General features: G+C 60.5%; 10 protein-coding genes. 4 read left to right on the forward strand and 6 right to left on the reverse strand.

The window, feature by feature from the left end; genetic code table 11:
- Positions 1-25: 25 nt before the first annotated feature.
- Positions 26-862: a M48 family metallopeptidase gene (locus AC1RT6_RS14470; RefSeq protein WP_079445266.1), complete on the reverse strand. Its 837-nt coding sequence runs from the start codon at positions 860-862 to the stop codon at positions 26-28.
- A 253-nt stretch (positions 863-1,115) separates the two neighbouring features.
- Positions 1,116-2,423, reverse strand: coding sequence for a polyhydroxyalkanoate depolymerase (locus AC1RT6_RS14475; RefSeq protein WP_079445301.1), 1,308 nt, complete (start codon positions 2,421-2,423; stop codon positions 1,116-1,118).
- A 307-nt stretch (positions 2,424-2,730) separates the two neighbouring features.
- Here AC1RT6_RS14475 and AC1RT6_RS14480 point away from each other — a divergent pair, with 307 nt between their 5' ends.
- Both AC1RT6_RS14480 and AC1RT6_RS14485 read left to right on the forward strand, forming a co-directional pair.
- Positions 2,731-4,071 (forward strand): ActS/PrrB/RegB family redox-sensitive histidine kinase, encoded by a 1,341-nt coding sequence (locus AC1RT6_RS14480; protein ID WP_309774372.1) that lies wholly within the window; start codon positions 2,731-2,733, stop codon positions 4,069-4,071.
- 89 nt (positions 4,072-4,160) lie between these two features.
- Positions 4,161-4,715 (forward strand): ActR/PrrA/RegA family redox response regulator transcription factor, encoded by a 555-nt coding sequence (locus AC1RT6_RS14485; protein WP_079445268.1) that lies wholly within the window; start codon positions 4,161-4,163, stop codon positions 4,713-4,715.
- 121 nt (positions 4,716-4,836) lie between these two features.
- Here AC1RT6_RS14485 and AC1RT6_RS14490 read toward each other — a convergent pair whose 3' ends face one another.
- Positions 4,837-5,328: an MmcB family DNA repair protein gene (locus AC1RT6_RS14490; RefSeq protein WP_079445269.1), complete on the reverse strand. Its 492-nt coding sequence runs from the start codon at positions 5,326-5,328 to the stop codon at positions 4,837-4,839.
- A 290-nt stretch (positions 5,329-5,618) separates the two neighbouring features.
- Here AC1RT6_RS14490 and AC1RT6_RS14495 point away from each other — a divergent pair, with 290 nt between their 5' ends.
- Positions 5,619-6,287: an MBL fold metallo-hydrolase gene (locus AC1RT6_RS14495; protein WP_079445270.1), complete on the forward strand. Its 669-nt coding sequence runs from the start codon at positions 5,619-5,621 to the stop codon at positions 6,285-6,287.
- 136 nt (positions 6,288-6,423) lie between these two features.
- Here AC1RT6_RS14495 and AC1RT6_RS14500 read toward each other — a convergent pair whose 3' ends face one another.
- The 3 genes from AC1RT6_RS14500 to htpX form a co-directional block, all read right to left on the reverse strand.
- Entirely contained in the window at positions 6,424-9,243 is a 2,820-nt protein-coding gene (locus tag AC1RT6_RS14500) for a hybrid sensor histidine kinase/response regulator (protein WP_079445271.1), read from the reverse strand.
- Positions 9,244-9,425: 182 nt separating this feature from the next.
- Entirely contained in the window at positions 9,426-10,508 is a 1,083-nt protein-coding gene (locus AC1RT6_RS14505; protein ID WP_472791039.1) for an OmpA family protein, read from the reverse strand.
- Positions 10,509-10,677: 169 nt separating this feature from the next.
- On the reverse strand, positions 10,678-11,598 hold the full coding sequence (gene htpX / locus AC1RT6_RS14510) for a zinc metalloprotease HtpX (protein WP_079445273.1): 921 nt from the start codon (positions 11,596-11,598) through the stop codon (positions 10,678-10,680).
- A 163-nt stretch (positions 11,599-11,761) separates the two neighbouring features.
- Between htpX and AC1RT6_RS14515 the strand changes: the two genes are divergently transcribed.
- Complete coding sequence (locus AC1RT6_RS14515; protein WP_139372802.1) at positions 11,762-11,944, forward strand: hypothetical protein; 183 nt, start codon at positions 11,762-11,764, stop codon at positions 11,942-11,944.
- Positions 11,945-12,126 lie beyond the last annotated feature (182 nt).

Below are 12,126 nucleotides of genomic sequence, written 5' to 3' on the forward strand. Positions count from 1 at the left end.
TTCGGCCGCGTCGGCAGTTCCGAGGTTAGTCCTGAATACCGTAGCGATGGAGGTCGTTGCCTTCAACGTCGAGCCACTTCTTGGCCCGCTCGACATGATTACAGATGCGAGCCACCACCTTCCAAAACCGTGGCGAGTGATTCATTTCAACGAGATGGGCGACCTCGTGCGCGGCGAGATAATCCAGCACGAACGGCGGCGCCAGGATGAGCCGCCATGAGAACGAGAGCGATCCGGAGGACGTGCATGATCCCCAGCGGCTCGATTGGTCGCGGATCGAAAGGCGCTTGACCTTGACGCCAAGCGCGTCGGCATGGCGCTGCGAAGCTTTTTGTAGGTCTCGTCTTGCTTCCCGTTTCAGGAAATCATGGACCCGCCGGTCGAGATATTCGAGTTCGCCGGCGACACAAAGAATACGCTCGCCGCTATCGCGCGTCTCGGTCCACACGGTACCGCGCTCGCCGGCGCGATGCACGATCCGATGGGCGATGCCGCGCAGCGGAATGACCGCGCCGTGGTGGAAGGGCGCCGCCTTCGGCAGCCGCCCGAGACGCGCCGCGATCCAGCCGCCGTGACGTTGCGCAAAGTCTTTTGCTTCCGCGAGCGTTCCTCGCGGCGGCATCGTCAGGATCGCTTCGCGGTCACTCGGATGGATTCGCAAGGTGTAGCGGCGCGCGCGGCGATGCCGGCGCAAGCGGACTGAATAAACCTGGGATCCATGCTTGATGAGAAGCCGGGATGGTTCGGCGGGACGTCGATAAAGGAGCGCACGGGCCATGTCTGCAAATCCGGGACGGGAAATCTCGCCCGGATTCTGCCATATCCGGCGCCACTCAAATCGATCGGCGCAAAAACAAATCATTTGCCCAATATACAGGGGTAACCTATCCCTGATTGGCTATATAAGGGGTGCAGGAACAAGAAAATTTATACTTCATTCGGCTGAGTTGACCCTCGAAGCGATGAAAATGAGTTCATCTCTTGAAAACGAAAGAAATGAACCGATCATGGGAGGGTTGCCGCAGGATCCCGCGCCCCTGACTGCGGGATCGATCAGGCGATTGTTTCCGTTCGGATTTACGTGCGATCGATGCAGCGGCCGCAGCGTGCGATGCTTACGCTGGCTGTCTGGCGTTCGACTGCATGAAGTCATTGATGCGAGGGACGATCTCCGATCTGAACCGCGACCCGTTAAACACCCCGTAGTGACCAACATCCTTTTGCACGTAATGGGTTCGCCGGTTGTTTGGGATCGATGTGCATAACGCGTGCGCCGCTTCGGTCTGGCCGAGACCGGAAATGTCGTCCTTCTCACCTTCGATCGTCATCAACGCGACGCGCGTGATCTTCGAAGGTTCGACCAGCCGGCCGCGATGGGTCATCTCGCCCTCGGGCAGCGCGTGCTTGACGAACACCAGATCGACCGTTTGCAGATAATACTCGGCGGTCAGATCCATCACAGCGAGATACTCGTCATAGAAATCGCGATGCTTGTCGACCAGGTCGCCGTCGCCTTTAACGAGATTCTCGAACAGACTCTTGTGCGCCTTCATGTGGCGATCGAAATTCATGCTGATGAAGCCATTGAGCTGCAAGAAGCCGGGATAGACGTCGCGCATCACCCCAGGGTGCGGAAACGGCACCTTGGTGATGACGTTATTGCGGAACCAATCGGTGCCCCTTTCGGCGGCGAGATTGTTGACCGCGGTCGGATTCTTGCGGGTATCAATCGGCCCTCCCATTAACGTCATCGACAGCGGAACATACGGATCGCGCTCGGCCTCCATCACCGACACGGCGGCCAGCAACGGGACCGACGGTTGGCAGACAGCGATGACGTGGACGTTTCCGCCGAGCACATGCAGCATCTCAATCAGATAGTCGACGAAATCATCGAGATCGAAGCGCCCCTCGGCGACCGGTACCATTCGGGCATCGGACCAGTCGGTAATGTAGACGTCATGCGTCGGCATGAACGCTTCGACGGTTCCGCGCAGCAAGGTCGCGTAGTGACCCGACATCGGAGCCACCAGCAGCAGGCGCTGCTGCGGCACGCGCAGTGGACGTGTGTGCATTCGATCGAAGTGGAGCAGACGACAAAAGGGTTTCTCCCAGACCGAGCGGATCTCGATCGGTGTGCGCACACCGTTGACTTCGGTTTCGTGGAGGCCCCATTCCGGCTTCGCGTAACGGCGGGTGGTGCGTTCGAACAGTTCGCAACCCGCGGCGACGGATTTGCCCAACTCGGTATGCGCCCACGGATTGAGCGGGTTCTGGAACAGCATCCTGGTTGCATCGGTGATGGCGCGAGCCGGGTTGAGCGACGCCTGAGCCATTTCGTACATCCAGTACATCGGCGCCGTCATCGACGGGCTGACTTCCGCCGGCATCTCCGGCGGCCGTCCAAATTCACCGATCGGCATTGGCTTGTTCCCCTTTTTGCGTCGCAACATAGTGACCGTTGCGATACAGAGCGTCAATCCACCGCTTGCCTAGATATAGTAGGTTGATGCTTTTAGAGAAACCTGAGGTGGAAAAAATCTCTTTCCGGCCTCGTTTGAGGCCAGAACGCTGCTATGCCGCGCAAGGTGGCGCTGTGTTATCAGTCTCGGAAATTTCATGCGGGCTTGGCCCGGTCCCATGAAATGAAAGCCGGCTCCGCATTTTATTTTAAGATGTCTTCTCCGAAAGCAGTTCTCACCTTTCAGAATGATGCTCTAGTCTTCGAGAATGACCGACGTTGCTGCTTCCGATTTCCGCCATCCCCGCCGCTACGTCCGGCTGGACACTCTTTTGCGGCTGCGGTGGCTTGCGGTATTGGGGCAGCTCGCGGCGATCTTCGTTGTCGAGCAGGGACTTGAGTTCGATCTGCCAACCGCTCCCTGTTTGACGATCGTCGGGTTGTCGTCGCTACTCAATCTCGCTTTGCAAGTCAGCTTCAATCCGATGAAGCGGCTCGAGCCATGGCATGCGGCAACGCTGCTTGCGCTGAACATTGCTCAACTAGCCGCCCTGCTGTTCTTCACCGGCGGTTTGCAGAATCCATTCTCCTATCTGTTTCTGGCGCCGGTACTGATCTCGGCCACCGCCTTGCCGACGCAAATGACCATGGCGCTCGGCGGCTTCGCGGTCGCCTGCGCGACGGTCCTGGGCTTCACGCATTTGCCACTGCCGTGGGATGCGTCCAATCCGCTCGTCTTGCCGCCGATCTATCTCATAGGAGTCTGGCTATCGATCGTCCTGGCGATCGGTGTCACGAGCCTTTACACATTCCAGGTGACGGAGCAGGCGCGCAAGCTGTTCGACGCCCTGGCGGCGACCGAACTGGTGCTGACCCGCGAACAGCATCTGACCCAGATCGACGGCCTTGCTGCCGCGGCCGCCCACGAACTCGGAACACCGCTCTCAACCATCTTTCTGATTTCGCGCGAGCTGGAAAAAGCCTTGCAGGAGAATGGCGCTCAGGATCCACAACGGCTCGCCGGCGATCTCGGGATCGTACGGGAGCAGGCGCAGCGTTGCCGCGATATTCTCGCCAAGATCGCGCAACTGTCCTCATCTGGCGCGCCCTTCGATCGTATGCCGCTGTCGACGCTGATTGAGGAAACCGTTGCCCCGCATCGTGACTTCGGCATCGACATCAAGACCCGGATCGAGGCCGCAGGTGACCACGAACCGGTCGGCATGCGTAACCCCGCGATCCTTTACGGCGTCGGCAACATTCTCGAGAACGCCGTCGACTTCGCCCGCAGCGCGGTCGAAGTGAATGCCTGGTGGGACAGAGACAATGTTGAGATCGTCATTGCGGACGACGGACCGGGCATTGTCCCCGACATTCTGAAGAGGATCGGCGAGCCTTATCTGTCGCGCCGTCGCAACGCCGGCGATGCCCAGGGCGGACGTACAGGACTGGGTCTTGGAATTTTTATCGCCCGAACCTTGCTGGAGCGAACCGGCGCTAAGGTATCATTCAAGAACCGAAAGTTTCCTGAGCATGGCGCGGTGGTCAGGATTGTGTGGCCACGTGTCCGTTTTGAAACAGCAAAAACGATTGCGGAGACAATAGGATAGAGATCGCGGCCGTGGATTTGGGCAACAATTGCTTGCGGTGCGGTGTTCAGCGATCATATGATTTCAGACCAATCACGCGAGGTATCAATGTGAACGCCACCCCCGACGTTATCCCGCAAGCCGACCGCTCGCTGCTTATCGTTGAGGATGACAAACCGTTTCTGGAGCGGCTGTCGCGCGCCATGGAAACGCGCGGCTTCACTGTGACCTCATGCGGCAGCGTCTCTGATGGTCTTGCGCATATCGGAAAGTCCGCGCCGGCTTTTGCCGTGGTCGATTTGCGGCTGGGCGATGGCAATGGCCTCGACGTTGTGTCAGCGCTTAAGCGCGAGCGGCCCGATGCTCGAGCGATCGTGCTAACCGGCTACGGCAACATCGCGACCGCTGTGACGGCGGTGAAGATGGGGGCGATCGATTATCTGTCCAAGCCTGCCGACGCCGACGACGTGGTCGCAGCGCTGCTTGCCAGCGGTACAGAAAAATCCGAGTTGCCGCCGAATCCAATGTCCGCCGATCGCGTGCGCTGGGAACACATTCAGCGCATTTACGAGATGTGCAGTCGTAACGTGTCGGAAACGGCGCGGCGGCTCAACATGCACCGCCGCACGCTGCAACGTATTCTGGCGAAACGCGCGCCTCGCTGAGACTGAATTGTTATCCTCCGTTCAAGGGGCGACAGCCGTTCAGCTTTAAGTCAGACGCAGCGTTTCGAGCGAAGTGGCTTATCGCCTTGCGCTGGCGCCGCCCTCGAGTCACATTCATGCTTTAAAATTCACCGTCGGTGTAGCCCTGCGGATCGGCCAGGCGATTGAGACGTTGCGCCGCCGCGATCCCGAAGCGCAGCATCATCGCCTTGCGCGTCGGTGCCGACAGGCGGTGCTCGGGCGCCTCGCAATGCAAGTAGGCGCCATAGGCGTCTGCAACGATTAGCCCCGTATCGCCGGGGAAAATATCGCACGGCAGATCGCGCGTGAAAGCGAAGAACAGGCGATCACAATGCTCTCGGTAATCCTGCCACTTCCTGTCCGCACGCAAATCCTCGGCCGATGACTTGATCTCGACGATCCAGATCTCGCCGCGTGCATTCACTGCAACGAGATCGGCACGGCGCCCGGACGGAAGCGACAATTCGCTGAGACACGCAAATCCAAGCGATCGCAAAAGTCTGCCGGTCCCGCGCGCGATCGCCAGCGCGGTCTCCGACTGGCGGCGATCCGGCAGGGCCACAAAGGCGATGTGAGCGGTATTCGTTTCCATGCGACTATAGCGTCTTCGAGCGACGTGGGTGCCGGTTCGCGTGAAGAAAACGAGTCAAATCAAAACCATAGAACACTACTTCTGATTCCGTCAGAAGCGGAAGGGCTTAGAGCATTTTCCAGCTAAGTGGAATCCGGTTAGCCGTACGAAAATGCTCTTAATCAATAACGTGTGCGTACTCTGACCGCAAAACGGTATCCACCTTTGCGGAGTACGCGCTAGGCTCGGTGTGTCGCCGGTGATGACGTTAAATCGCTTGGCGAGGCCGTAAAAATCGGCATTGTGCGCGTATGAGCCGGGACGACCAAAGCAGCACCAAAGTCGGCGCCACCATCATCCCGGTGACGCCGTTCCGACAGAACTGCACCCTGTTGTGGTGCGAAGCCACCAAGGATGGGGTGGTGATCGATCCTGGAGGCGATATTCCGCTTGTCAGGGCCGCCATTAAAAAGGCCGGTGTGAGCGTCGGACGGATCTGGCTGACGCACGGCCATATTGATCATGTGGGCGGCGCCGCGGAGTTGCGCGACGTGCTGAAGGTCCCCATCGAGGGTCCGCATATCGCCGACAAGTTCCTGCTCGACCATGTCGTCGAAAGCGGATGCCACTACGGCATGACCGGAATGCGCAATTTTGTCCCGGACCGCTGGCTCGAGGAGGGCGACCGGGTCGAGTTCGGCCAACTTGCATTCGATGTGCTTCATTGTCCCGGCCATTCGCCGGGAAGCGTGGTTTTTTTCAGCCCGGAGATGCGCTTTGCGCATGTCGGCGACGTGTTGTTCAACGGTTCCGTCGGCCGCACCGACTTGCCAGGCGGCAGCCATGCCATGCTGATCAAGTCGATTACCGACAAGCTGTTGCCGCTTGGGGATGACGTTGCTTTCATCTGCGGACATGGTCCGGGGTCGACCATCGGCTACGAGCGCGCAAGCAATCCGTTCCTGACCGGCAACGTGTGACTCCTCTCAGGTTCGAGACCAAGAGTGATCGCCTGTCGGTCTCGACACAGAACGGATCACGCCATGCGCAGGACCGCCGCCACTCTCCACGGCGATGGATGATGGATGGTGCCGACACACATCTCGCAAGCCGATATCAGCGGGAAATGATGTCGCGGACACGCTGCGAAAGATGGCTGAGATCGAACGGCTTGGTGATCATGTCCATGCCGGGCCTGAGGAAGCCTTTGGCGTTTGCGGCATTGTCGGCATAGCCGGTCATAAAGAGGATTTTCAAATCTGGCCGGAGTTCCCGCGCCTGATCCGCCAGTTGGCGTCCGTTCATGCCCGGAAGCCCGATGTCGGTGAGCAGGAGATCGACGGGAGTGTCCAGTTGCAGGATCCGCAAGCCCGCCGCTCCGTCCGCGGCCTCGCGTGTGACATAACCTTGATCGTGCAGCATTTCGACAATGATGCTGCGCACGACCGGTTCATCCTCGACCACCAGCACGGTCTCCCCGGTCGCGGTGATCCTGTTCACGGGAGACGCCTGATGAGCCTCGGCAATGCTATCATGGCGCGGCAGAGACAGGCTGATCGATGTGCCTCGTTCCGGCACGGTGTCGAGTGCGATGTGGCCATTCGATTGCCGGGCGAATCCGTAGATCATCGACAGGCCGAGTCCGGTACCCTGTCCGATCGGCTTGGTGGTGAAGAATGGATCGAAGGCGCGCGCCGCTATATCGGCGGTCATGCCTGTTCCAGTGTCGGCGACGGTGATGCAGATATAGTCGCCCGGTTGCTTGGCGGAGGCCCCGGACTCGATGGCCTCGAGGGTCACGTTCGCCGTGGTAATCGTGAGCCTGCCGCCGCTGGGCATGGCGTCCCGTGCATTGATCGCGAGATTGAGCAGCGCGCTTTCGAGCTGATTGGGGTCGCACAGCGTCGGCCAGAGCTGTTTTGATGGGGCGATTTTCAGCTCAATGGTCTCGCCGATCGTCCGGCGCAACAAGTCTTCCAGCGAGAGGATCAGCTGGTTGGCATTGACCGGCTTCGGCACCAGGGGCTGTCTGCGGGCGAACGCCAGCAGGCGGTGCGTCAGCGCCGCGGCCCGATTGGCGGAGGTCATTGCGGCCTCGATGTAGCGTCCCGCGCGATCGGTCCGCCCCTGATTGAGGCGCGTCTGCAATAAATCCAGCGAGCCCACGATGCCGGTGAGCAGGTTGTTGAAGTCGTGGGCGATGCCGCCGGTCAACTGGCCGACTGCTTCCATCTTCTGCGATTGACGTAGCGCTTCTTCGGCCGCCCGCAACCGTTCGGCAGCCGCCTTCTCGGCAGTGACATCGCGCGCCACGGCGTAAATCAGGTCCTGATCCGGAACAGCGGTCCAGGACAGCCACCGGTACGAGCCGTCCTGGTGACGAAGCCGGTTTTCGAATCGAACGGTAGCCTTGCCGCGTGCAAGGCGGCGGACCTCAACTCGGGTCTTAACGATATCTTCGGGATGCTCGATCCATTCGGCGGTGCGCTCCATCAGCTCGGCTTCGCTCCAGCCGAGCGTCCTGGTCCAGGCAGGATTGACGGAGCGCCAGATACCGTTCTGGTCCATGACGAGCAGCAAGTCCCGGGACACGTTCCAGATTCGGTCACGCTCGCGGGTTTTTTCTTCGACGCGCTCGGCGAGCGTCGCATTCAACTCGGCGAGTTTTGCCGCGATCCGCTTCTGATCGTGGACGTCGGTGTTGGTGCCGATCCAGCGGGTGATACGACCGTCGTCATCGCGCGCCGGCACCGCGCGGGATAGAAACCAGTGATAGCTGCCGTCAGACCTCCGCAGCCGAAACTCGATCTCATAGGGTTCGCCGCTGTTCACCGCGCGGGTTCTTGCGGCGGCAGCGGCCGATGCGTCCTCCGGATGGACGATCTTACTCCAGTCGTAGCCGCTGAGTTCGCCCGGTTTTTTACCGACATAGTCGTAGAAGCGTTGATTGAACCAGTTAAATGAGCCGTCGGACGTGGCGGTCCAGACGTGATGCGGCAGCGCCTCTGCAAGCGTACGAAATTCCTGTTCGCGCTCGCGGATCGAACGCTCCGCTTCGACCTGGTCGGTGACATCGATGTGCGCGCCGAACAGACGGAGCGCTTTCCCCTCCGCATCGCGCTCGATCACTGATCGGGCGGAAATCCAGCGTGTCGCGCCGTCGCTCGGCCGGATGATACGGTAGCGTACCGCGTACTCGCGATCACCGCCCCGCACCGCATCGATGAACTGCCCTTCGGCGACCGCGCGATCGTCGGGATGAACGCGGCGAAGCCAGTCTTCACGATTCTCGTGGACGGCTTCGGGCGGAAGGCCATGTATCTTCAAATACTCGGGCGACTTGCGACTGCGATGCCCGGTGCGCAGATCGACTTCGAGGCCGCCGATCCGTCCAATCGCCTGCACGCGCGCGAGCTCGGTCTCCCGCTCCTGCAAGGCAAGTCTGGCAAAATGTTCACGCGTGACATCGCGGCATACGACGAGCACGCCTCCAACACCTTCATCGTTATCGATGGGGCTGAAGCCGTAGGTCCAATAGACCTGCTCCAACCTGCCGTGCCGCGTGACCGGAACAAGCTGCTCCTCATGCCACGTCGCGCCGCTGCCGGCCATGACGTGCTCGATCTGGGGGCCGATGATGTCCCAGATCTCGGTCCAGCACTCTTTGCCCTTCTGCCCGAGCGCGCTGGGATGCCGCTCCGGTCCCATGGTCTGCCGATAGGCATCATTATAGAACTGGATCAGGTCCGGCCCCCACCAGATGAACATCGGGTGGTTGGTGTTCAGCATGATCCGGACTGCCGTGCGCAGACTCTGGGGCCAGGTATCGGAAGCGCCGACCGATGTAGAGGCCCAATCGAATCGGCGCGTCAAATCACCCATCTCCCCGCCTCCGGCGAGAAAGGCTCCGGAACTGACACCTTCCTTCTCAAACATTGATGGACAAGTTTTGTTAGGTAGCCCGTCGGGAGGGGTGACCCCAATGACGCCGCATACCGGGTCACAATCGGCACAGAACGCGCTGTCCTCCCTTTGGTTCCAATTATTTTTTTGCGGATGTGACGCCGGCGCCCCCGGAGCCGACGTCGCGCCCCGCTCTCGCGGCGGACGGACAGCCGTCAGTTCAGCTTGACCACTTCCACCCGGCGATTCCTGGCTCGGCCGTCGTCGGCGTCATTCGAGGCGGCGGGCGCCATCATGCCGACGCCGGCTGCGCGCAGCCGCTTCGGATCGATCCCGTGGTTTGCCGCCAACACCTTCACTACCGCCTCGGCCCGGCGCCGCGACAGGTCGAGGTTGTGGTCGAACGCGCCCTGATTGTCGGTGTGGCCGACGATCAGCACCGCGAGCTTCGGGTCGTTCTTGAGCAGACCTGCGATCTCGGCCAGCGTGAGGCCGGACTCGGGTTTGAGCTCGGCTTTGTCGGTGTCGAAGAAGATGCCGTAGAGCGCGACTCGGCCGGTCGTACCGATGCTCCGCGCCATCTCCTCGGCCTTAACCACGACCATCTTTTGTTCGCGGGGCTTGGGTTCGACAATATGGACCAGCGCCACGGTTCGTTCATTAAATGCCTTGCAGTACAGGTTGTCCTCGACCTGAAAGGTTTGCACGGTGACATAGGCATCGCCGCCGCCTTGCGGGATCTTCGCAGCGAAGAACCGCTGATCGTCGACATGGGATGTCAGCGCGCATTTGCCGTTTGAAAAGTCGGCGTCCTTCAGCTGGTTTGCGTAAACGAAATACATCATGAGGCTCATTTCGCCGCCGCCGCCCTCGCTGGAGCGCTCGGGATCGCCGCCGCATTCTTCCTTCTTGCAAGTGTAGAGGATTTCGCCACCGGCCTCCTTCACGACGTCCTGATAGTTGCGCAACACCTCCAGCGGCGAGCGTCCGGCCGGTAGCAGATAGGCAATACGAGTGCGCGCGCCCTCGATTTCGATTTCCTTTTTCGGTTTGAACACCTGATTGTTCATCCGATCGCGCTGATCGTCGCCCGCCTTCTCAAGCCTTGACAGCGGCACCTTGAAATCGGTGAAGGCGAGGCGCTCATAGCTCACGATGAACGAGCCGTCGTAACGCTTCAGCAGCGCGTTATCCCTGGCGCCGGCAATATCCTTGGTTGGAATGACAGCGTCGGCGCGAGCCGCGGTCGCACCGAATAAACCGATCGCAACAGTCAGCATGGCAATCTGCTTGAGCATTCTATGAAATCTCCATGGCAAAGCATCACACCAAGCCGATTGGCTGTTCTCTGACAAGGGACTATCGTGTCGAAGGATCGCTGGGGAAAAGGAGTCGATGGACGTGCGCCGTCGGACTCGCCCGACCGCGCTGATTACCGTTGCTCAATACTTGACGGACTGCGGCTCCTTAACCCCACGGACCCCGGCGAGGGCCACTGTTCCAGGGGCCGCGGGAGTCAGGCGCCGCGCGGGGGGCAAGACCTTCGCCGGACTGCCCGGCGAGCTTCTGCAATGCGGCGATGCGGTTTTCGGTCGAGGGATGAGTCGCGAACAGGTTATCCATACCGTGTCCCGACAGTGGGTTGATGATGAACATGTGCGCGGTCGCGGGCACGCGCTCCGCCTCCATGTTTGGGATCTGATGCGCGGCATTGTCGATCTTGGCCAGTGCCGAAGCGAGCCACATCGGCTGGCCGCAGATGCGCGCGCCCATCTCGTCGGCGGCGTATTCGCGGGTGCGGCTGATCGCCATTTGCACCAGCATGGCTCCGAGCGGCGCGAGGATCATCATCGCCAGCGAGCCGATGATACCGGGGCCGTTGTTGTCGCGGTTACCACCGAAGAACATGCCGAACTGCGCCAGCATCGAGATCGCGCCCGCGAAGGTCGCAGTAATGGTCATCAGCAACGTGTCGTGATGTTTGATATGCGCAAGTTCATGCGCGATCACGCCGGCCAGTTCCTCGCGGCTGAGCGACTGCATCAGTCCCGTCGTCACCGCCACGGCGGCATTCTCCGGATTGCGGCCGGTGGCAAAAGCGTTGGGCTGCGGTTTGTCCATCACGAACACGCGCGGCATCGGCAGGCTGGCACGCGCAGCAAGCTCGGACACCAGCCGGTGCAGGTCTGGCGCGGTGCCGGCATCGGCCTCATGTGCGCCGTACATCGACAACACCATGCGGTCGGAGTTCCAATAAGCGAAGATATTGGTCGCGGCGGCGACGACGAGCGCTATCGTCGCGCCGCTGGCGCCGCCGATCAAATAGCCCACGCCCATGAACAGGCCGGTGAGCCCCGCCAGCAGGATCGCAGTACGGAAATAGTTCATTAAACCTCTCGAAACCCTCACCGGATTTGGTGGCCGGCATCCAGAACATGGGAATTGCGTATCAGGGCGCGCAAGTGCGGCGGCCCGTCGCGGCGCCAGATAGATCGATTTTTCTTCTATGAAGCGATCAGCTGGCCAAATCTGGTTCAGGATCGGCATAGGCATGGCCTGCGACGCTCCCGCCAATTCCAGGACCAGAAACGTCGCCATTCCAGCGCTCCGAAGCTCCGAGTCATCCGGCGAGATCCGGAGCGACAAGCTCGAAGGTCGCGGTCCCGAAACGGACGGCGTGATCGGACTCGGTAATGGCGAGAAGGTCGGCCCCAAAGGGGCTTGGATCAGGTGATGGGGTTATGGCGCGAGGGCTATTTCCGCTTCCGCCGAATAACGGACTGCCTTTGGCCGGACCCGTACCGTGCCGCATATTACGATCGTAAGGCCTTGCGCAAGGACAGCGCATCCGCAGAGCTTCGGTCGCGGAGCAAGAGCGCCGCCTGGCTAGAGTCTTTGATTTGACGCGTTTTTTTC

This window comes from Nitrobacter sp. MLSD-S21 (assembly GCF_058809865.1).

Excerpts from the sequence above, each read along its gene's own strand:
- AC1RT6_RS14480 (WP_309774372.1), top strand. The coding sequence starts at position 2,731 with ATGACCGACGTTGCTGCTTCCGATTTCCGCCATCCCCGCCGCTACGTC.
- AC1RT6_RS14500 (WP_079445271.1), bottom strand. The coding sequence starts at position 9,243 with ATGTTTGAGAAGGAAGGTGTCAGTTCCGGAGCCTTTCTCGCCGGAGGC.
- AC1RT6_RS14495 (WP_079445270.1), top strand. The coding sequence starts at position 5,619 with ATGAGCCGGGACGACCAAAGCAGCACCAAAGTCGGCGCCACCATCATC.
- AC1RT6_RS14475 (WP_079445301.1), bottom strand. The coding sequence starts at position 2,423 with ATGCCGATCGGTGAATTTGGACGGCCGCCGGAGATGCCGGCGGAAGTC.
- AC1RT6_RS14505 (WP_472791039.1), bottom strand. The coding sequence starts at position 10,508 with ATGCTCAAGCAGATTGCCATGCTGACTGTTGCGATCGGTTTATTCGGT.
- AC1RT6_RS14490 (WP_079445269.1), bottom strand. The coding sequence starts at position 5,328 with ATGGAAACGAATACCGCTCACATCGCCTTTGTGGCCCTGCCGGATCGC.
- AC1RT6_RS14515 (WP_139372802.1), top strand. The coding sequence starts at position 11,762 with ATGGCCTGCGACGCTCCCGCCAATTCCAGGACCAGAAACGTCGCCATT.
- htpX (WP_079445273.1), bottom strand. The coding sequence starts at position 11,598 with ATGAACTATTTCCGTACTGCGATCCTGCTGGCGGGGCTCACCGGCCTG.
- AC1RT6_RS14470 (WP_079445266.1), bottom strand. The coding sequence starts at position 862 with ATGATTTGTTTTTGCGCCGATCGATTTGAGTGGCGCCGGATATGGCAG.